The 19,907-nt window shown below is 57.3% G+C and carries 16 protein-coding genes; 5 read left to right on the top strand and 11 right to left on the bottom strand.

Going from position 1 to position 19,907, the window contains the following annotated elements:
• Nucleotides 1–31: 31 nt before the first annotated feature.
• Complete coding sequence (gene moaA / locus GOV85_RS04000) at nucleotides 32–1,039, top strand: GTP 3',8-cyclase MoaA (protein WP_171176224.1); 1,008 nt, start codon at nucleotides 32–34, stop codon at nucleotides 1,037–1,039.
• A gap of 1 nt (nucleotide 1,040) precedes the next feature.
• Entirely contained in the window at nucleotides 1,041–2,363 is a 1,323-nt protein-coding gene (locus tag GOV85_RS04005) for a 3-deoxy-D-manno-octulosonic acid transferase (RefSeq protein WP_171175207.1), read from the top strand.
• A 42-nt stretch (nucleotides 2,364–2,405) separates the two neighbouring features.
• Here GOV85_RS04005 and GOV85_RS04010 read toward each other — a convergent pair whose 3' ends face one another.
• Genes GOV85_RS04010 through GOV85_RS04030 form a run of 5 tightly spaced genes read right to left on the bottom strand, consistent with a single transcriptional unit; the run spans nucleotide 2,406 to nucleotide 8,968 of the window.
• The gene (locus GOV85_RS04010; protein ID WP_171175209.1) at nucleotides 2,406–3,569 is read right to left on the bottom strand and encodes a M20 aminoacylase family protein; all 1,164 of its coding nucleotides are present in this window, start codon (nucleotides 3,567–3,569) and stop codon (nucleotides 2,406–2,408) included.
• Nucleotides 3,570–3,586: 17 nt separating this feature from the next.
• Nucleotides 3,587–4,750, bottom strand: coding sequence for a M20 aminoacylase family protein (locus GOV85_RS04015; RefSeq protein ID WP_171175211.1), 1,164 nt, complete (start codon nucleotides 4,748–4,750; stop codon nucleotides 3,587–3,589).
• A 15-nt stretch (nucleotides 4,751–4,765) separates the two neighbouring features.
• Nucleotides 4,766–5,932: a M20 aminoacylase family protein gene (locus GOV85_RS04020; protein ID WP_171175213.1), complete on the bottom strand. Its 1,167-nt coding sequence runs from the start codon at nucleotides 5,930–5,932 to the stop codon at nucleotides 4,766–4,768.
• 43 nt (nucleotides 5,933–5,975) lie between these two features.
• Nucleotides 5,976–7,142 (bottom strand): acetylornithine deacetylase, encoded by a 1,167-nt coding sequence (argE, locus tag GOV85_RS04025; RefSeq protein WP_171175215.1) that lies wholly within the window; start codon nucleotides 7,140–7,142, stop codon nucleotides 5,976–5,978.
• 5 nt (nucleotides 7,143–7,147) lie between these two features.
• Nucleotides 7,148–8,968, bottom strand: coding sequence for an ABC transporter ATP-binding protein (locus tag GOV85_RS04030; RefSeq protein WP_171175217.1), 1,821 nt, complete (start codon nucleotides 8,966–8,968; stop codon nucleotides 7,148–7,150).
• A 284-nt stretch (nucleotides 8,969–9,252) separates the two neighbouring features.
• Here GOV85_RS04030 and GOV85_RS04035 point away from each other — a divergent pair, with 284 nt between their 5' ends.
• The 3 genes from GOV85_RS04035 to GOV85_RS04045 all read left to right on the top strand — a co-directional run bounded on the left by GOV85_RS04035 (nucleotide 9,253) and on the right by GOV85_RS04045 (nucleotide 13,034).
• Nucleotides 9,253–10,959, top strand: a complete 1,707-nt coding sequence (locus tag GOV85_RS04035) for a peptide ABC transporter substrate-binding protein (protein WP_171175219.1) — start codon at nucleotides 9,253–9,255, stop codon at nucleotides 10,957–10,959.
• Between the two features lie 94 nt (nucleotides 10,960–11,053).
• Nucleotides 11,054–12,061, top strand: coding sequence for an ABC transporter permease (locus GOV85_RS04040; protein ID WP_170375080.1), 1,008 nt, complete (start codon nucleotides 11,054–11,056; stop codon nucleotides 12,059–12,061).
• Entirely contained in the window at nucleotides 12,054–13,034 is a 981-nt protein-coding gene (locus GOV85_RS04045; protein WP_171175221.1) for an ABC transporter permease, read from the top strand. Before GOV85_RS04040 ends, GOV85_RS04045 begins: the two co-directional genes overlap by 8 nt.
• A 6-nt stretch (nucleotides 13,035–13,040) precedes the next feature.
• Here the strand turns inward: GOV85_RS04045 and GOV85_RS04050 are convergent, their stop codons facing one another.
• From GOV85_RS04050 to GOV85_RS04075, 6 genes are all read right to left on the bottom strand, one after another.
• Entirely contained in the window at nucleotides 13,041–14,138 is a 1,098-nt protein-coding gene (locus GOV85_RS04050) for an MFS transporter (protein WP_171175223.1), read from the bottom strand.
• 108 nt (nucleotides 14,139–14,246) lie between these two features.
• On the bottom strand, nucleotides 14,247–15,524 hold the full coding sequence (locus GOV85_RS04055; RefSeq protein ID WP_171175225.1) for a DUF3422 family protein: 1,278 nt from the start codon (nucleotides 15,522–15,524) through the stop codon (nucleotides 14,247–14,249).
• A gap of 107 nt (nucleotides 15,525–15,631) precedes the next feature.
• Nucleotides 15,632–15,988: a VOC family protein gene (locus GOV85_RS04060; RefSeq protein WP_171175227.1), complete on the bottom strand. Its 357-nt coding sequence runs from the start codon at nucleotides 15,986–15,988 to the stop codon at nucleotides 15,632–15,634.
• Between the two features lie 148 nt (nucleotides 15,989–16,136).
• The gene (locus tag GOV85_RS04065; protein WP_171175229.1) at nucleotides 16,137–17,588 is read right to left on the bottom strand and encodes an NAD(P)(+) transhydrogenase (Re/Si-specific) subunit beta; all 1,452 of its coding nucleotides are present in this window, start codon (nucleotides 17,586–17,588) and stop codon (nucleotides 16,137–16,139) included.
• Nucleotides 17,589–17,601: 13 nt separating this feature from the next.
• On the bottom strand, nucleotides 17,602–19,173 hold the full coding sequence (locus GOV85_RS04070; RefSeq protein WP_171175231.1) for a Re/Si-specific NAD(P)(+) transhydrogenase subunit alpha: 1,572 nt from the start codon (nucleotides 19,171–19,173) through the stop codon (nucleotides 17,602–17,604).
• Between the two features lie 127 nt (nucleotides 19,174–19,300).
• Nucleotides 19,301–19,750 (bottom strand): isoprenylcysteine carboxylmethyltransferase family protein, encoded by a 450-nt coding sequence (locus GOV85_RS04075; RefSeq protein ID WP_171175233.1) that lies wholly within the window; start codon nucleotides 19,748–19,750, stop codon nucleotides 19,301–19,303.
• Nucleotides 19,751–19,907 lie beyond the last annotated feature (157 nt).

The following is a 19,907-nucleotide window of genomic DNA, read 5'->3' on the forward strand; positions in this document are numbered from 1 at the left end:
GGGACCCGGTTCCGGCTTTACCTATTACGCCATGACAGCTCCGCTTATCGACCCGTTTGCCCGCGCCATCACATATCTCCGCGTTTCAGTCACGGACCGCTGCGATTTTCGCTGCGTGTATTGCATGTCCGAGAACATGACCTTTCTGCCCAAGAAAGACCTGCTAACGCTGGAAGAGCTGGATCGGATGTGTTCGACCTTTGTGAAGATGGGTGTGGAGAAACTGCGCATCACGGGCGGAGAGCCCTTGGTCCGCCGCAATATCATGACCTTTTTCAACGCAATGACCCGTCACTTGGACAGCGGCGCGCTGAAAGAACTCACACTGACCACAAACGGTTCGCAATTGCATCGCTTCTCAGAGGACCTCTATGCCGCAGGTGTGCGGCGGGTGAATGTCTCTCTGGATACGTTGGACGATGACAAATTCGCCAAAGTCACGCGCTGGGGGCGCTTGAAACAAGTCCTGAACGGTATCGACGCCGCGCAAAAAGCAGGCTTGCGGATCAAGATCAACGCGGTCGCGTTGAAAGGTTTCAACGAACCCGAACTGCCAAAAATCACCGAGTGGTGCGCCGAACGCGACATGGACCTGACCTGGATCGAGGTCATGCCCATGGGCGACATCGGCAACGAAGACCGTCTGGATCAATATTGGTCGCTCAAGGACGTGCGTAAGGAATACGAAAACCACTATACCGTCACCGATCTGGCCGAACGCACCGGTGGCCCCGCCCGCTATGTGCGCCTTGAGGAAACAGGCCAAAAGATCGGGTTCATCACACCGCTGTCTCATAACTTTTGCGAAAGCTGCAACCGCGTGCGCCTGACCTGCACCGGTGAGCTTTATATGTGCCTGGGACAGGAAGATATGGCTGATCTGCGCGCCCCGCTGCGCGATCACCCGGACAGCGAAGAATCTCTGGAAGACGCGATCCGCGCCGCGATCAACCTAAAGCCCAAAGGTCACGATTTCGACTATTCCCGTCAGGCTGTTGATGGCCAGATGACCCGCCACATGAGCCACACAGGCGGCTGACATGCCCGGCGCAAACGACCGCCCGACGCTGCTGTACCGGTTGTACTGCGGCTTCACTGCTATGGCCCAACCCTTGGCTTGGCTTACCGTGCTCAAGAAGCTGCGCGCCGCAGATGTACCCGAAAACCGTCAGAGGGAAAGACTTGGCTACGCCAGCCTTCCCCGACCCAGCGGTCGCCTGATCTGGTTTCACGCCGCCAGCGTTGGCGAAAGCCTTTCAGTTCTCAGCTTGATCAATCGGCTGGCAGAAAGTCTGCCGGATGCCGCGTTCCTCATCACCTCTGGCACACCCACATCAGCTGCCCTGATTGCCAAACGCCTGCCTCCACGAACACGTCATCAATATCCGCCGCTGGATACTGCAGGTCCGGTGAAACGCTTCCTCGATCATTGGAGTCCAGATGCGGGCGTATTTGTCGAAAGCGAAATCTGGCCCCGTCTGATCGTGGAGAGTCATCAGCGGAATATACCACTCGCGCTCTTGAACGCACGATTGTCTGAAAAATCCGTCAAAGGCTGGAAAAAACGCCCGGACACCGCACGCTTCATCTTGTCCAGATTCAGCCTGTTCCTGACCCAGAATGACAAAACGGCAACCAATCTGGTCAACATTGGCGCAGCGCCGGACCGCGTACTACCGGGCACCAACCTCAAAGCAATGTCTGATCCGTTGCCCGTGGATCAAGCCACTTTGCAAGACATCCAAGCACAGATCGCGAACCGCCCCGTCTGGATCGCAAGCTCGACCCACGAAGGCGAAGAAGAAATCGTTCTTGCCGCACACAAGACCTTGCTCGAGCGGTGGCCCGACCTGCTCTTACTCTTGATACCCCGCCACCCCGAACGCCGAGGCGATATCGCCACGCTGATCAATGACGCTGGGATGACGGCATCTTTCCGCTCCAATAACGAAACGATCGGGGAAAACACCCAGATCTATGTGGCAGATACATTGGGAGAGACCGGAACTTGGTACGCGCTTTGTCCCATTGTTTTTCTTGGCGGTTCGCTAAAAGAAATCGGAGGTCACAATCCCTTTGAACCAGCTCAGGCCGGGGCCGCCGTGATTACTGGTCCGGGGTATTTCAACTTTGGCGAAACATTTTCCCCGCTGATCGCAACCGGTGGCGCTGTCGAAGTTCAAAACTCCACTGACCTTTCCAAGATCGTGGCGCACTGGTTGTCAGATCAAAACGCTCTGCAAGTCGCACAGGAAGCTGCACAATCTTGTGTAAACACGCAGTCAGATGCTTTGGAATCGGTCATCAATACCTTGTGTTCAGAACTTAATCTGTACACACAGGATCCTTCTTCATCTGGCTAGAAATACCTCGGGGGTGTGGGGGCAGAGCCCCCACCGCCTCCATCAAGCCGCCGGCATTCTTTGTTCAACAATCTCAGCCCACCAGCTGCATCCAGCCGGAATGGCTTCGTCGTTGAAATTGTATTCCGGGTGATGAACCATGGCCGTGTCGCCATTACCCACCAGGATATATGCGCCAGGACGTTCTTCCAGCATGAACGCAAAATCCTCGCCCCCCATGACCAAAGGCGCATCGTCGCAATCCCCGGAAACCGAACGGGCGACATCTGCGGCAAACTCCGTCTGTTCGTCGCTGTTCACCATTACCGGATAACCGCGGATATAGGTCACGTCTGCGGTGCCTCCGAAGGTCGCGGCAACTCCGCTGCAAATCTCGTTGATCCGCATTTCTGCCAGATCGCGCATATCCTTGCTCATCGTCCGCACGGTTCCTTTGATCTGCACCGTCTGCGGAATCACGTTGAAGGCTTTTGACGAGGTTTCAAACGACGTCACAGACACAACCACCTGATCAATCGGGTCCGCATTGCGCGAGGAAATAGTTTGCAGCGCCAAAACCGCCTGCGCGGCCAGGACGGTCGTATCGACCGTCTCATGTGGCTTGGCCGCGTGACCACCACGTCCTTCAAAGGTGATGTCGAACTGGTCGGTCGCAGCAAAGAACGAGCCCGGACGGATCGCGAACTTGCCGACAGGCTGCCCCGGCCAGTTATGCATTCCATAGACTTCCTGAATGTTCCAGCGATCCATCATGCCGTCTTCGCACATCTCACGACCACCGCCGCCGCCTTCTTCGGCGGGCTGGAAAATCACAACAACGGTGCCATCGAAATTACGGGTTTCAGACAGGTATTTCGCCGCGCCCAGCAACATCGCTGTATGTCCATCGTGGCCACAGGCATGCATGGCCCCCGGCGTCTTTGAGGCATAATCCAGCCCGGTCGCCTCGTGGATCGGCAGCGCATCCATATCCGCGCGCAAGCCAATCACTTTGCCTTTGCTGTCCGACTTCCCCTTGATTACGCCCACAACACCTGTGCGCCCAATTCCTGTGACGACGTCATCACAACCGAACTCTTTCAACTTTTCGGCCACAACTGCGCTGGTGCGGTGGGTTTCAAACAGGATTTCCGGGTTCTCGTGCAGATCCCGTCGCCATGCTGTGATCTCATCCTGCAATTCGGCAAAGCGGTTTTTAACTGGCATATCTTCTCTCTCCTAATTCAAGCAGCCGGCATCCGGCGCTCGACCATTTCTGCAAACCACGAGCATCCGATTGGGATAATCTCGTCGTTGAAGTTGTATTCGGGGTGGTGCAACCCGGCGCTGTCACCGTTGCCCAGCACAATGAAGGCTCCGGGTCGTTCTTCAAGCATGAACGAGAAATCCTCACCGCCCATCACCATCGGCGCTTCGATACAGCTGCCTCCCACCGAAACGGCGGCTTCCTCGGCATATCCGGTCTGTGTTTCAGCATTGATCGTCACGGGTACACCGCGCGTATACTCGACATTCACAGATCCGCCGAATGTCGCGGCGATCCCCTTCGCGACCTCTTTCAGGCGCTGTTCGATCAGGTCCCGCATCTCATTGGAATGTGTCCGGACCGTGCCGCGTATCTGTGCCGATTGCGGAATCACGTTGAACGCTTTTGACGACGTCTCGACCGAAGTAACAGACAGCACGGCTTGCAGGATCGGGTCCGCGTTGCGCGACACAATCGTTTGCAACGCCACGATCAATTGCGACAACATCACAGTGGTATCAACTGTCTCATGCGGTTTTGCCGCGTGACCACCGCGCCCTTCGAGGTGGATGTCAAACTCGTCCGCCGCAGCCAGCAACGGGCCAGAACGAATGGCAAACTGCCCGGTTGGAACACCAGGCACGTTGTGCATCGCATAGACTTCTTGAATGCCGAACCGGTCCATCAGACCGTCCTTACACATGGCTTCAGCCCCATTACCGCCTTCCTCGGCAGGCTGGAAGATTACGACCGCCGTTCCATCAAAATTGCGCGTCTCAGACAGGTATTTCGCTGCCCCCAAGACCATAGCAGTATGCCCATCGTGGCCGCAGGCATGCATCGCGCCCGGGGTATTCGAGGCATATTCCAGCCCGGTTTGTTCCTGCATCGGCAGGGCATCCATGTCCGCACGCAGCCCGATCACGCGGCCCTGCGTGTCGCTTTTGCCGCGAATAACGCCGACCACTCCGGTACGGCCGATGCCGGTTACAACCTCGTCGCAGCCGAATTCCTTCAGCTTTTCGGCGACCAACGCGCTGGTGCGGTGGGTGTCATACAGAATTTCCGGATGTTGGTGAATGTCACGCCGCCAACCTGTGATTTCATCGTGCATCTCTGCAAGGCGGTTTTTGATCGGCATGTCATTCTCCCAGATTTAAGCGACGGGCAATCGTCGTTCCACAAGCTCGGCAAACCAACTGCAGCCGGCGGGAATTGCGTCGTCATCAAAATTATACTCGGGGTGATGGCACATGGCCGTGTCCCCGTTCCCGATAAAGATGTAGGCTCCTGGCCGTTCTTCAAGCATATAGGCGAAATCTTCGGACGGCATGATCGGATCCGTTCCGTCATTGATTTTGCCCGCGACAGCCGCCGCCGCTTCGGCCGCGTATGTTGTTTCGGCCTCAGAGTTCACTGTCACAGGGTATCCCGGCTTCCAATCGACCTCGGCCTTGGCTCCAAAGGCCGACGCCGTATCCACGGCAATCCGGCGCACCCGCTCTTCCGCGATTGCGCGGTATTCAGGATCCAGCGTCCGGACGGTTCCCTGTAGACGCACGGTATGCGCAATCACGTTTGACGCTACACTGTCCGTTTCAAAGGTTCCAACTGTCAACACAACGCGTTTGATCGGGTCAACCGTGCGCGAGACCACGGATTGCAAGGCAACAACGATATGTGAAGCCACAAGCGTCGTATCCACAGCGTCATGAGGTGCGGCAGCGTGCCCGCCTTTGCCGGTTACGGTAATTTTGAACTCATCGGATGAGGCCAGCAGCGCACCGGGCCGAATGGCAAACTCACCCACAGGAAGACCGGGCATGTTGTGCATTCCGTAAACTTCCTGAATACCCCAGCGGTCCATCAGCCCGTCCTGACACATGGCCAATCCACCTGCACCGCCTTCTTCGGCTGGCTGAAAGATCAGAACCACGGTGCCGTCGAAATTGCGCGTCTCGGCCAGATATTGCGCCGCCCCCAGCAGCATTGACGTATGCCCGTCGTGCCCGCAAGCATGCATCTTGCCCGAAACAGTTGAGGCATACTCCAGCCCCGTTGCCTCTTCAATCGGGAGCGCATCCATGTCAGCCCGCAATCCGATGACGCGCCCATGTGTGTCCGAACGCCCCTTGATCACCCCTACAACACCGGTTTTGCCGATGCCGGGTGTAATTTCGTCAACGCCAAACTCTTTCAGGCGGTCCGCAACAAATGCTGCAGTTTCGTGGACGTCATACATCAGCTCGGGATGGGCGTGCAGGTGTCGGCGCCACTTGGTAATCTCGCCATGCATTTCCGCAAGTCTGTTTTTAACGGGCATCTTAAGATCTCCCTCTCGGCTGCCGTCGCCGCTTTACGTCTGATCAAGTGCTCAGCTTTTCAACCAAGCGCTGCATGAATTTGTGACCGGCTTCGAACTGCGCAACCGAGATGAACTCGTTCGGCTGATGCGCCTGCGCAATATCGCCGGGGCCACAAATAACTGCCGAATAACCAGCTTCCTGAAACTGGCCCGCCTCGGTTCCGTAGCTGACAACATGGCTGGCATTGTCGCCGGTCAAGGCACGCACCAGAGTTTCTGCCTCACCGTCCTGTTCAGGCACAAGCCCTGGAATCGAGAAGTTTTCAGACAGCTCAATACGGGCGTCCGGGTGCACTGCTTGCATCCTGGCCTCAATCGCGCGGACCTGTTGAAAATACGCATCCTGCCATTGCGCCTTGGATTCATCCGGCACGGTTCGGAAATCCATCATAAACCGGCAATCCTTGGCCGTAATGTTGTGGGCTGTGCCACCTTCGATCATCCCGACATGACATGTTGTCCACGGCGGATCAAACACCGCGGCAACCGGGGTGGGTTCTGCAGCCGTGTTCTTAGCATTCTGTTGGTTCGCCCAATCGATCAGAGGCGCGGCCTCCATGATCGCGTTGACGCCTGTGTGCATGATCGAGCTATGAACTTCGAATCCCGTGATGTGGGTGTCAAAGCCGAAACCACCTTTGTGCCCCGTCACGGCCTGCATCATGGATGGTTCACCCACGATCACGGCGGATCCTTTGGGCAGAACTTCCTGCATCGCTTCGATCATGGGCGGCGCACCAGTGCAGCCGACCTCTTCATCAAAGCTGAGGGCAAGCTGCAATGGCCTCTTGACCCCAGCGTGATGTGCCTCGACAAGGGCCCAAATGGCCAGCGCATCGAAGCCCTTCATGTCGCAGGTGCCCCGGCCGAAATACTTACCGTCTTTCTCGATCACGGTGAAAGGGTCCGTATCCCACGGTTGCCCATCCACTGGCACAACATCGGTGTGACCGGATAAAACCACCGCGCCTTCTTCGTTCGGACCAACATGCGCGAAGATCGCGGCCTTGTGCGGTTGATCCGGGTCGGGCCAACGATGCGGTTCGATTCCGTGGCTTTGAAGATATTCCTCAACCCAATCCACCAGCGGCAGATTGGTTTCACGGCTTACGGTCGGGAAAGAGATCAGCTTGGTCATGATCTCAAGCGGCGTCAGGCGTTTTGCCATTGGTATTAATATCCGCTATCCGTCGTTAGGATGAAGTGACCCGGCTCAACCTCTTGATAATGCGAAGGTTCAGGCTTGTGGCCAACCGGATGAATAGGAGACGGAATCGGTTTGAAGTTCAGATCTTTTTCGGACTTCCGCTTGTTCGGATCCGCAATTGGAACCGCCTTCATCAGCGCCTGCGTATAGGCGTGTTGCGGGTTCTCGAAGACCCGAGCGCGCGGGCCAAGCTCGACAATGCGGCCCAGATACATGACCCCAACATAGTGGCTGACCCGTTCAACCACAGCCATATCGTGACTGATGAACAAATAGGACAGGCCCAGCTCGGATTGCAGTTCCATCATTAGGTTCAGTACCTGTGCCTGCACCGACACGTCGAGGGCCGAAACGGCTTCATCCGCAATAATCAGCTTTGGGTTGAGGGCAAGAGCCCGTGCAATGGCGATCCGCTGACGCTGACCGCCTGACATTTCATGCGGGAAACGACGCATGAAACTGCGAGGCAGTTGAACCTTATCGAACAGCTGTGCGACGCGGTCTTGCAGTTCTGATCCAGATGCAACCCCATAGTTGCGCATTGGTTCAGCCACCTGATCCAGCAACTGCATTTGCGGGTTCAGCGACGCGAAGGGATCCTGAAAGATCATCTGCATGTCCAACCGCGCCTTGCGCAGCCCGGACTGATCCAGTTTCATGATGTCCACGCCATCCAGATTGACCTCACCCGCCATCGGCTCAACCAGTCGCAGGATCGAGCGCCCAGCCGAGGACTTGCCACAACCGGATTCGCCCACAAGGCTGAGTGTTTGACCTTTGTTCAGCGTGAATGAGACGTCTTCAACTGCGTGGACGTTCGAAATCGTGCGCCGCAACAACCCACCCTTGACCGGAAAACGCGTCGTCAGATTCTTGACGGTCAGCAGTACATCTTCCGTGCCGGGGATGGGGGCAATGTTTTGTCCTTCCACACCCAACAGTTTCATAGGTTCAGGCGCGGATTTCCCGCGCATCTCACCCAGCTTTGGGACCGCGGCCAGAAGGGCCTTGGTATAGTCATGCTGCGGGTTTTCGAAAATCTCTTTAACAGTGCCCTCTTCGACCTTGTTGCCGCGGAACATGACCACCACTCGGTCGGCCATCTGGGCAACGACTGCCATGTCATGGGTGATGAACATCACTGCTGTGCCGGTTTCCCGCTTGAGACGGTCCATCAAAGCCAAAATCTCGGCCTGAATGGTCACGTCCAAGGCCGTCGTTGGTTCATCCGCGATCAACAGACGCGGTTCGCACGCCATGGCCATCGCAATGACAACACGCTGACGCATACCTCCCGACAGCTCGTGCGGATACTGCTGCAAACGGCGCTCGGGTTCAGGGATCCGTACCTGGCGCAACAGTTCCAAGGCCCGTTCTTCGGCCTGGGATTTCGACATGTCCTTGTGGATTCGCAACCCTTCAGTCAACTGGCGACCGACAGTGAAAACGGGGTTCAGGGCGGTCATCGGCTCCTGAAAGATCATCCCGATCTCGTTTCCGCGAATCTGTTTCATCAGATCCTGGTCGGCTTTGGACAGGTCCATCTCTTCGCCATCACGCCGATCAAACAGCAGCTGGCCGCCTGCAATCTCGCCCCCGCCGAATTCAACCAACCGCATCAGAGACAGCGATGATACCGACTTTCCAGAGCCCGATTCGCCAACGATACAAACGGTTTCGCCCGGATTGACCTCGAACGAGACGTCCTCGACGCCGACGACAGGGCCATCCTTGGTCTGAAATTCCACCCGCAGTTTTTTGATCTGTGCAATAGGCTGATCCAGCACGCGCACGCTCCCCTGACGTTGTCATTTTTGTTCTGAGTGCCGAACGCTACGGCGGGCTACCGGGAAAAGTCAAACGCAATACACATTTTCGCGACGGCACCACTTGCATTTTTCTTAAGTTCTGTTTCGATACCCCACGTAACTGCTTTGGGGAGAGCGCGCGCTGCAAAACGTTAGCGCTATTATCGTTACCGATCAAAACCTTGTCCCAAGGCAGCAACGCCAAGTCCGCAGGCATTGCGGAAAAAATCGAGACACAAACGTGTCCAATTCGGGAGTAAATTATGAAAATCAAAACCCTTTTGCTTGGTGCGATTGCGAGCACGGCAATGGCTCCGATGGCCTTTGCCGAGCGCGGATCGGACGGCAATGTCAGCATCATTTATTGGCAAGCGCCGTCGATCCTGAACCCGTTTCTATCCGGTGGTACGAAAGATGTGGAATCAGCCTCATTGGTGATTGAGCCGCTCGCGCGTTACGACCAAGACGGCAACATGGTGCCTTATCTGGCATCGGAAATCCCGACCGTGGAAAATGGTGGCGTCAGCGAAGACCTGACATCGATCACATGGAAGATCGCGCCCGGAATCACTTGGTCGGACGGTTCTCCATTCACCTCGGCTGACGTGAAATTCACTGCTGACTACTGCATGCATCCCGAAGGCGGCTGCGCGCAGGTCACCAAGTTCGAGGGCGTCACCTCGGTCGAGGCGGTGGATGACCTGACCGTCAAAGTCACATTCGACAAGCCGACCCCCTTCCCCTATGGCCCGTTCGTGGGTGGTGAAAGCCCGATCATTCAGGCGGCTCAGTTCGCGGACTGCCTTGGCGCGAAAGCCCCCGAATGCACCGACCAGAACTTTAACCCGATCGGAACCGGCCCGTTTGTTGTAACCGAGTTCAAACCGAACGACGTCATCACTTTCGCAGCCAACGACAATTATCGTGACCCGGCAAAACCTGCCTTTGCGAGCGTGACCTTCAAGGGCGGTGGCGATGCAACGGCCGCGGGTCGTGCTGTCATGGAAACGGGTGAATTCGACTACGCTTGGAACCTTCAGCTGGCGCCCGAAGTGATCGCGCAGATGCAGGAAGGCGGCAAAGGTACCCCGGTTGCAGGCTTTGGCCCGCTGGTCGAGCGTATCATGCTGAACCAGACCAACCCATCGCCCGACCTGCCAGAAGGCGAGCGTTCAACGGCTGCTCATCCGCACCCGTTCCTGCAAGATCCGGCGGTCTACAAAGCCATGTCCATGGCCATCGACCGTCCGCTTCTGGTTGAGATCGGATATGGTCAGGCCGGTAAGGTGACATGTAACTGGGTTCCCGCCCCTGCGGCCTTCAACTCGACTTCGATGACCTGTGACACGCAGGATATCGCAGGTGCAAATGCGCTGCTGGACGAGGCCGGAATCGTTGACACCAACGGCGACGGCATTCGCGAGAAAGACGGCGTTGCGCTGAAAGTGGTTTACCAAACCTCGACCAACGCTGTCCGTCAGGACTTCCAGGCGCTGATTAAAGAATGGTGGAGCCAAATCGGCATCGAAACCGAGCTGCGCAACATCAACGCGTCGGTCTTCTTTGGTGGTGACCCGGGTTCGCCTGACACCTTCCAGAAATTCTATGCTGACGTTGAGATGTACGCCAACACCTTCAACGGCACTGACCCTCAGTCTTACCTGGGCAACGGCCTGTGCGACAAAGCACCGAAGCCGGAAAGCCAGTGGCAGGGTGAAAACATCTCCCGCTTCTGCAACGAAGAGTTTGACGCGCTGCACGCCAAACTGGCCGAGACCGCTGGTCTGGAAGCTCGCGCCGAGATCGCGAAGCAGCTGAACGACATCATGGTTCAGAATGGTGGTATGATCCCGCTGGTCCACCGTGGTCGTCTGTCGGCGCACGCGAACACCTTGGGTGGCGTTGTCCTGAACGTTTGGGACAGCGAGCTGTGGAACATTGCGGACTGGTACCGCAAAACCGGCTCCTAAGCACTGATCTTGCAAAGCCGCGCCCCGATCGTTATCGGGGCGCGGTCATTTGCACACCACCCCAACAAGAAGACGCATATAAAGGCGCCTCTTAATGCTCAATTTCACAATCAGACGACTGGTGCTGGCCGTACCCACGCTGCTGTTCATCAGCCTCGTCATTTTCCTGCTGCTCGAGCTTGCCCCCGGCGATCCGATGGCGCAGGTTCCGCTCACCGTTCCGCCTGAAGTCAAAGAAAAAATGCGCGAAGCGCTTGGCCTAGGCCAGCCGATGCATATCCGGTTCTGGAAATGGATCGTGCAATTCTTCTGGATCGAACCACAGGTTCTGATCGACCACATGTTTGGCACCACCTTTTCCGAAGGTGACCTGCGTGTGATTTCGTGGCAGACCCGCTCGCCGGTCATGGACATCGTCGTTCAGCGTATCCCCCAGACCCTGTGGGTTGTCGGCACCGCCTATGTGGTCGCCATCCTGATCGCTCTGCCCATCGGCATCTATTCGGCCTACCGCCAGTATTCGTGGTTCGATCAGATGGGCACATTCGTGTCGATGGTTGGTTTCTCGGTCCCGCCCTTCTTCTCGGGCGTTCTGGTGATCGTGATCTTCTCGGTCCAGCTGGGTTGGTTCCCGTCGATCTATGACACAACTCATGTGGTCAACAGCTGGGACAGCTTTGTCGTACAGCTGAAGCAGATGATCATGCCGGTCATGGTTCTGGCCTTGCAGATTACCGCACAGCTCAGCCGGTTCATGCGCGCCTCGATGCTGGACAACCTCAATCAGGATTACGTCCGCACCGCCCGCGCCAAGGGGCTTAGCGAATACACCGTGGTTATGGTCCACGTCCTGCGCAACTCGATGATCCCCGTGGTTACCGTGATTGCGCTGGGTATTCCGGCCATATTCGGCGGCGCCATCATCACCGAGCAGGTGTTCAAAGTGAACGGCATCGGCCAATTGCTGATCGGTGCCATTCAGGCCAACGACCTGCCGATGGTGCAAACCCTGACCTTCATCTTCGCCGTGCTGATCGTGCTGTTCAACCTGATCGCCGATGTTCTTTACGGCATTCTGGATCCGAGGATTCGCTATGACTGATACCGACAAATCAGACACGCTGATCCCGGATGAAGGACTGGCAGCCGCATCGACCGCCGTGCCGGGCGCAGGCGCTATGGAGGAACTGGCAACCCCTCCGCGCAGCCAATGGCGCGATGTGTGGGATCAGTTCAAGACCCACAAGGGCGCGATGGTTGGTGCGATCCTGTTCCTCTTCATCGTTGCAGGCGTCTATCTGGGACCGTACCTGTGGAGCATTGATCCAACGCAGATAGACATCCGTTCGCGCAATCAGGGACCAAGCTGGGCACATCCGTTTGGAACCGACCAGTTGGGCCGGGATATTCTGGCGCGGATGATGTCAGGCGGGCAGACCTCGGTCTCGGTGGGCATCACCGCGATGTTGCTGGCCCTTTTCCTGGGCTCCTTCATTGGTGTTCTCGCCGGGTTCTTCAGGCGGCTCGACGGCCCGCTGATGCGCCTGACCGATCTCTTCCTGGCCCTGCCCCTGCTGCCCTTGCTGCTGGTCATGATGCTGCTGTTCCGAGAGCCTTTATCGGCTGCCTTCGGACTGGAGCGCGGCATCTTCATCCTGATCGTCTGCGCCATCGGCATCACCTCGTGGATGCCCACGGCGAGGATCGTGCGGGGGGATGTACTGGCCATCAAGGAACGAGAATTCGTTCTGGCGGCGCGCTCTATCGGCACCAGCAACAGCCAAATCATCACGCGGCATATCCTGCCGAACGTGCTGTCACCGATCATGGTGTCTGCGACGCTTGGGATTGCCACGGCGATCATTACCGAAAGCGCGCTGTCCTTCCTTGGATTGGGCTTCCCGCCCGACTTTCCAACCTGGGGCCGCCTACTGTTCGACGGGGTAGACTATCTGCAGCAATACCCTGAGCGTGTGTTCTGGCCCGGACTGGCAATCTCGTTGACCGTGCTCAGCGTGAATTACCTGGGCGATGGCCTACGCGACGCGCTGGATCCGCGAATTCGCGGACGTTAAGCAAACTCAGTCGGCGCGCCTGAGCGCGCCGGCCAAAACTATGATCAGGGCCGCCAGCGGCAGCAACACTGAAAACGCCAAACGCAAGCCAAACAGTTCGGCCAAAAACCCGATCAATGGCGGTCCGATCAACAGCCCCCCATATCCCAAAGTGGCAACACTGGCGATGGCCTGCCCCGGCGGCACTTCCGGGTCACTTGCAGCCCGGCTGAACGCCAGCGGCATAATCACGGCATAGCCTACACCCATCAGTGCAAAACCGGCCAATACGGGCAGAGGTGTCACTGCTGATACCACGGCAAACACGCCAACTGCAGCGCACAACCCGCCAAATCGCGCCGTGGCAACCGGGCCGAAGCGAGTAATGACAACTGCGCCCGCTAGGCGAAAGGCCACCATTGTCACTGAGAAAACGGCGTAACCCAAGGCCGCAACGCTTTCGGTCGCATCTGTGATGTCGCGCAAATAGATCGCGCTCCAATCCGCGACAGCGCCTTCCCCCAGGGCCCCGCACAATGCGGTAAACCCAACCAAAACCAATATACCGGACGGCAGAGCAAACACGGATCCCTGCCCGCGCTCTGAACGTTTTGAAGTCCAATGCACCCAGGAAGAGGCGAGCGCAAAGGCCACGACGAGTCCTCCCGCCAGCAGGAAGTGCGCAAGAACACTCAGCCCCATCTGAACAGCAACATATCCGCTCAGCGCGCCAAGGCCCGCGCCCAGACTCCACATCGCATGGAAAGAGGACATTACAGGTTTGTCAAAGGTCTGTTCAACCTCAGCCGCCCAAGCGTTCATTGCCACGTCCATAGAGCCGTGGAAGGCACCAAAGATGAACAGGAAGACCGCCAACCCCCAAAATCCACCGGCCATGGCTAGCAGGATTAGCGACAGAGTATAAAGCACCGCAATGACACGGGTAACGGCAACAGCCCCGAACCGATCCGTGAGCCGCCCGGTGATGGGGAAAGAACAAACAGCACCAGCCGCCATGAACAGCAGCCCATAACCCAGTTCCTCATGCGACAGACCCAACCTGTCGCGCACAGCAGGGATGCGCGAGGCCCATATTCCGAACAGTGCCCCATTCAGGATAAACATGGCGGCAACCGCTCGCCATGCTGCAATTATGGTAATCACCGAAAACCCTCGCGTCGCTCGCCAAACGTCCCCTGTTCTACAGGTCCGGCCGAATTTGGCAATTGACGCTCAACCAAGCCGCTTGCGGATCCGTCGAATTGCGAACCAGACTCCGGCCACCACCGGGACCGTTACCGCCGCCGTCAGCATACCCTTGCTGATCCCCGACGCCGTTAGCGGATACAAAAGATAGCTTACCAAAGAAACCGCGTAGTAGCTGATTGCAACAACGGACAGGCCTTCGACAGTGTGTTGCAGCCGTAACGCCAGATCCGCCCGACGGTCCATGCTTTCCAACAACGCTTGGTTCTGCGCACTGCGTTCCACATCCACCCTGGTCCGCAACAACTCGCCAGCTCGGATGGCCCTGTCGGACAATGCCTGAAGGCGGCGTTCGGTGGACTTAACTGTCCGGATCGCAGGATCATAGCGCCGCATCATAAAATCGGCAAAGTTCTGACCGCCCTGGAACCGCTCTTCTCGCAACACTTCGATCCGCTGATTGACAATAGCTTCGTAAGCACCCGTGGCTCCGAACCTGAACGAACACCGGGCGGACAGTGTTTCGAGTTCAATCGACGTCGACAAAAGATCCTGCAGCAGCGCGTCAGGCTGAGCCGAGTTATCGGTCATCTGTCCCAGCAATTGTGTCAACTGTCCATCCAACTCTCCGATACGCGGCATCAACTGCTTGACACGCGCGAAGCCCAACATGGACATCGCCTTGTAGGTCTCAATTTCGCAGAGGCGTTGGACAATTCGTCCCGTACGGCGCCGACCGGTACCTTCAGCCACAAACAAAGCAAAACGCATGTGACCTGCCGGATCGATGCGAAAATCGCTGGCGCAAACAGCGGCATCGTCCAACACCCTGGCCACGGCCAGGCTTTCAGGCTCGAACCAATCCAGCAATTTGGACTTAATCACATCGTCACTTTCGCGCTCTACGACACGAACCATCGCAGATGTGACCCTTTGGCCCGGACTGGCCATCAGCCAATCGGGTGGAAAGACTTCGAAATCGGCCGGATTGAACGCACGGTCGCTCACGTTCTGAGCGATTGCCGTGTAGGTGACAAACTCTGTGTGTTGCTCCCATTTCAGCCAATGTCGACCGATCTGTCCGGCGTAATGCGTGGCATCAGGCTGAGGGTGCTGCGCGCCATGGCGATCCAGAAGATTGATCAAATGGGCCAAATCCTCGCGCCGATCACGGGCGACGGCAGCCTCCGGTTTTTTGATCGCCAGAAAGGCCACCGTACACGGCATCGAAGCGACAGGAAACGGTCGCGCATGCAATTCATTCGCCAACGCATATCGAAGGGGATGGTCGTCTATCGGTGTCATTCAGGGCTCCGCCTCGTCACGCGCACTATACGATACATATGACTTTCTTCAATTCTCTTTTTGTTTCATATACTTACAGGGATACAAAGGTATACAAGCCGGCTATCTCATTGATTTGGTTGCCACAGCTCGATCGAGTTGCCCTCGGGATCGTGGATGCGTGCGAATTTCCCAACCTCGCTGTCCCAATCCGGATGCGTTTCAACGGCGATTCCAGCCGCCTCCAGTTGCCGAGTCATGGCCGCCAGATCATCGACACGGAAGTTGATCATCCATTGCTGATCTTCCCGCCCGAAATACTCGGTGTCCTGCGCAAACGGAGCAAAGACAGTATAGCCTTCGCGTTGTTTCCAAGGCACGGGATTGTAATGATCGACGCCCAGGTGTTCCGCGTACCACGCACTCAAAGCTTCTGGATCGCGTGCCCGAAAGAACACGCCCCCTATGCCATTCACCTTCTGCATCACAAACCTCCTGACCAAGCCATTTTATCACAATCCGCTGCTTCATCTGGCTAAAAATACCTTGGAGGTCAGGAGGCAAAGCCTCCTGCAATACAAAAAAGAAAAGGGCGCCCAAAGGCGCCCTTTGCAATTGGATTAAGCCTTTTGATCAGTCGATCATGGGCAGCAGCTTGTCGAGCGACTGTTTTGCGTCACCGTAGAACATGCGGGTGTTTTCTTTGAAGAACAGCGGGTTTTCGATGCCCGAATACCCGGTGCCCTGACCACGTTTCGACACAAACACCTGCTTGGCCTTCCAGCATTCCAGAACCGGCATGCCAGCAATGGGGCTGTTTGGATCTTCTTGTGCGGCCGGGTTCACGATGTCGTTCGAACCGATGACGATGGCCACATCCGTTTCAGGGAAATCGTCGTTGATCTCGTCCATCTCAAGCACGATGTCATATGGCACCTTAGCCTCGGCCAGTAGAACGTTCATGTGACCCGGCAGACGACCCGCAACAGGGTGGATCGCAAAGCGCACATTCTTGCCCTTGGCACGCAGCTTGCGAACAAGCTCGCTGACTGACTGCTGCGCCTGCGCCACGGCCATACCGTAACCCGGGATGATGATAACGCTGTCCGCATCGTTCAAAGCCGCAGCCACACCATCAGCCTCGATAGCCACCTGCTCGCCTTCGACCTCCATCTGCGGGCCCGAGCTGCCGCCAAAGCCGCCCAAGATCACGCTGACGAAATGCCGGTTCATCGCCTTACACATGATGTAAGACAGGATCGCACCGGACGAGCCCACCAGCGCACCGACGACGATCAGAAGGTCGTTGCCCAGGCTGAAGCCGATCGCGGCAGCCGCCCAGCCCGAATAGCTGTTCAGCATTGACACAACCACCGGCATGTCGGCCCCGCCGATGCCCATGATCAGGTGATAGCCGATGAACAGCGCCGCCAGGGTCATCAAAAACAGCGGGAGGAAGCCACCGGTGCTGGTATACCAGAACAGGCAGATCAGCGAGAGACCCGCAGCCGCTGCGTTCAATGCATGACCGCCGGGCAGTTTGGTCGCCGCCGACGTTACCTTACCTGCCAGTTTGCCATAGGCCACAACCGAGCCGGTAAAGGTGATCGCACCGATGAAGATACCCAGGAACAGTTCCACGTGCAGGATTGCAAGTTCCGCCGGGGTTTTCTTGGCAATCAGCTTGGCGAATGCCCCCAGATCGGACAGGTCCGCATCTTTGGCGCTGTCAACGATGGCCATGACCTGCGCCACGTTGCCGATTTCAAAATGCGCATTGAAGCCCACAAAGACCGCTGCCAGACCAACCAGCGAGTGCATTGCTGCCACCAGTTGGGGCATTTCGGTCATCTGGACGCGTTGCGCCACGTATTGACCGATCAGACCGCCGCCAATGATCAGAAGGATCGACAGCAGCCACAGGCCGGAACCAGGGCCAACCAGAGTGGCAAAGACCGCCAGCGCCATACCGACGATGCCGTACCAGACCGCGCGCTTAGCGCTTTCTTGGTTCGACAGACCACCCAGCGACAGGATGAACAGAACAGCCGCAACAACGTAAGCGGCAGTAGTGAAGCCAATCATCTACCCGGCCTCCTTAAGATTTCTGGAACATGGCGAGCATGCGCCGGGTTACGAGGAAGCCGCCGAAGATGTTGATCCCGGCCATGAAGACAGACAGCGCCGCCAGCAGGATGACCAGGAACGACCCCGACCCGATCTGCATCAAGGCTCCGACGATGATAATCGACGAGATTGCGTTTGTGATCGCCATCAGCGGAGTGTGCAAGCTGTGTGCTACGCCCCAGATTACCTGGAAACCTACAAATACGGCCAACACGAACACGATAAAGTGCTGCATGAAGCTGGCCGGGGCCACCAGCCCCACCAGCAGCATCAGTGCGCCGCCAACACCCAGCAGGGTGAACTGCTGTTTGGTCTGTGCCTTGAAGGCCGCGATCTCTTGCGCTTTTTTCTCTTCCGGGGTCAGTTCTTTGACTTCCGGCTTCTTCTGCGCCGCAATCGCCTGCACCTTGGGCGGCGGCGGCGGGAACGTGATCTCACCCTCATGGGTCACGGTCGCGCCGCGGATCACGTCATCTTCCATGTCGTGATTGATCTGACCGTCCTTCTCAGGCGTCAGGTCGGTCATCATGTGGCGGATGTTGGTGGCGTACAGAGACGAAGACTGCGCCGCCATCCGGCTGGGGAAGTCGGTATAGCCGATGATGGTCACGCCATTGTCGGTCACGACCTTCTCGTCCGGCACGGTGCCTTCGACGTTGCCGCCACGCTCGGCTGCTAGGTCAACGATGACCGAACCCGGCTTCATCGCTTTGACCATATCCTCCAGCCACAGCTTCGGCGCCGGGCGGTTCGGGATCAAGGCGGTGGTGATGACGATGTCCATTTCCGGCGCAAGCTCACGGAACTTGGCAAGCTGCGCGTTGCGGAATTCCTCTGATTGAACTGAGGCATAACCACCGGTCGCCGCACCGTCCTGCTGTTCTTCCTCGAAGTCCAGATAGACGAATTCAGCCCCCATGGATTCGACCTGTTCGGCCACTTCCGGGCGCACGTCGAACGCATAAGTGATCGCGCCAAGTGAGGTCGAGGTCCCGATGGCCGCCAGACCCGCCACGCCCGCGCCCACGATCAAAACCTTGGCAGGCGGCACTTTACCGGCAGCCGTTACCTGACCGGTGAAGAAACGTCCAAAGTTGTTGCCTGCCTCGATCACCGCGCGGTAGCCCGCGATATTGGCCATCGAAGACAGCGCATCCATCTTCTGCGCGCGCGAGATACGCGGAACCATCTCCATCGCGATGACGTTGGCACCTTTGGATTTGGCCAGCTCCATCCCCTCTTCGTTCCCGGCTGGGTTGAAGAATGAAATCAGCGTCTTGCCTTTGGTCAGACGCTTCATCTCGGTCTCGGTTGGGATGCGAACCTTTGCGACGATGTCCGAGTTCTTCCACAAAGACGCGGCGGTTTTGACGACCTCGACACCGACCGCCTCATAAGCCGCATCCGAGAACCCGGCAGCGGCACCCGCGCCTTTCTCGATGGCGCAGTCATAGCCCAGTTTCTGCAACTGCACAGCGGAGTCCGGCGTCATCGCGACCCGGTTCTCGCCATCCAATATTTCCTTCGGTGTGCCTATTTTCACTGGCAATCCCCCTATTTCTAAGGCCGAGCAGGTCCTCGGGTATGATTCGTTAAGAAAAGATGTATCTTGCGCAACTTTATTTCGCAAGCGCAGCATCCGTTACGTAGTGTCATGGAGGTGCCCACTCCTAAACCCAGCGACGCGTTTTGCGTTCATATCGGGCGAAATCCGCGCGGAAGGTGCGGCGCAACCGGTCCTCTTCTGGCACAATGAACCGACGCTCCAGTACCCAGACAAAGATGGGCACCAGCACCAGCGAGAAGATTGCATCAAACCGAAGGATCAGACCGGTTAGGATCAGAACGTCACCCAGGTAGATCGGATTGCGGCTGCGCCTGTAAATGCCCGACTGTACCATGGCACTGGGCGTTTCATGTGGAATCACAGTGGTCTGATGCCGGCGAAACTCAAAAACCGCAAGAACCGCAAGAAGAACGCCGCCGCCGATCAAGACACCGCTGATTAGGTCGGTCAGCCCACCGTCCAACGACAGGCCAAGCCCCATGTATCGGCCCTGTAGCCAAGCCAGCAGGACAAAGCCCGCAAGCCACACAGGGGGAACATCGATCCAGCGCATAGTCTGTCCTTCGTGGGTGACGCCACGTAAGGATACGTGTCGTTTCTGGGCGCTGTCCTACCGTTTTCAGGTCAGAATAGCAAAACCCACGATGTCGCATCAGTGGACAGGCTGCTGCGGATCAGATACGCCGGTGGGTAAACAGCGACAGATAAAC

The sequence above is a fragment of the Ruegeria sp. HKCCA4633 genome, assembly GCF_013034605.1.
Classification (GTDB): Bacteria; Pseudomonadota; Alphaproteobacteria; order Rhodobacterales; family Rhodobacteraceae; genus Ruegeria.